This window comes from Phormidesmis sp. 146-12 (genome assembly GCF_052939495.1).
On sequence record NZ_JBJPHS010000252.1, the window covers coordinates 1 to 1,282 of the forward strand.

Sequence of the window (1,282 nt, forward strand, 5' to 3'; positions counted from 1 at the left end):
ACACGGGATGGCTTCCCGCGTTTTTCAAATTGATTGCCGCATTCAAATCTCGGTCTTGACTGAATCTGCAATGCTCACAGGTGAACACGCGCTCAGAGAGGGTGAGTGCTTCTTTTTTGGCTCCACAATTCGAGCAAGTCTTGCTGGATGGAAACCAGCGGTCTACGATGACGAGTTCAGACCCGTACAGCTTGGTTTTGTAGTCCAACTGCCGACGGAACTCATAGAAGCCCATATCACCTATGGCTTTTGCAAGCTTGTGATTTGCCATCATTCCAGACACATTAAGATCCTCAATGACTACCATGCTGTGGTTCTTGGCAAGAGAAGTCGTGAGCTTGTGGAGCGTGTCTTTGCGGAGGTTGGCAATCCGTTGGTGCAATCGGGCAATTCTGATTTGGGCTTTCTTCCAGTTGGCTGATCCTCGCTGTTTGTGGCGATTGAGCCATTGCAAACGGGATAGTTTTGATTCAAGTTTGCGATACGATTTCGCGCCCTCAAAGACTTCACCTGTCGATAAAGTAGCAAGTGTCTTCACACCCAGGTCAACGCCGACAACATCAACTGCTTTCAGCGTCTCGCTTGGTTCTACCTCAACGCGAAACGAGATGTACCAACGATTCGCAGTGCGGCTAATCGTCACATTTTTGACTGGCACTTGCGGCAAGTCTTCGTAAGTTCGCAGGATGCCAAGTTTCGGAACCTGAATTCGACGAGTCCCACGAATCTTGATTGTGCCGTCCAACTCAAATGAGTCGCCTTTACCTTTCTTCTTAAACCTGGGAACCCCTGAGACTTTCTTAAAGCACCTATCCCAAGCCAGTCGCAAATCACGCAACGCATATTGAGGCGCACATTTTGAGGACTCAAAGTACCAGGGATTTTCAGGCTTCACCAATGCCACCAACCATTTATGCAAGTCAATTGCAGAAGGGAATTTAATTCTGTTCTCTGGATTTGCTTGGTTGTGGTCAAGGATTTGTTTGGTTAGTCCGAGTCCCCAATTCCACGCATGACGCGCCACGCCAGAATGTCTCAGTAGGTCGGTACGCTGCTGATGGTTGAGTTTGAGTTCCGTCTTGAATCCTAAGAGCATGATATCATCGTACAGCAAGTAACGTACAAACACCATGTCTAAACGATTAGATTTTCGGGTTTCAGATGAAGACTTTGCAGCACTCGAAGCATACTGCAAGAAAACAGGTGCCACCAAGACAGGCGCAATTCGGATGTTGCTCCAAGTTCTCAAAGATGAGCAATTGTTAGTAGTTGTGAGAAAATC

The 1,282-nt window shown here is 47.5% G+C and carries 1 protein-coding gene; it reads right to left on the bottom strand.

Annotated elements, in window-relative coordinates:
• Positions 1-1,132, bottom strand: a 1,132-nt coding sequence (locus ACKFKF_RS35065) for an RNA-guided endonuclease InsQ/TnpB family protein (protein ID WP_446871947.1), incomplete at its 3' end; no start/stop codon positions are given.
• Between the last annotated feature and the right edge of the window lie 150 nt (positions 1,133-1,282).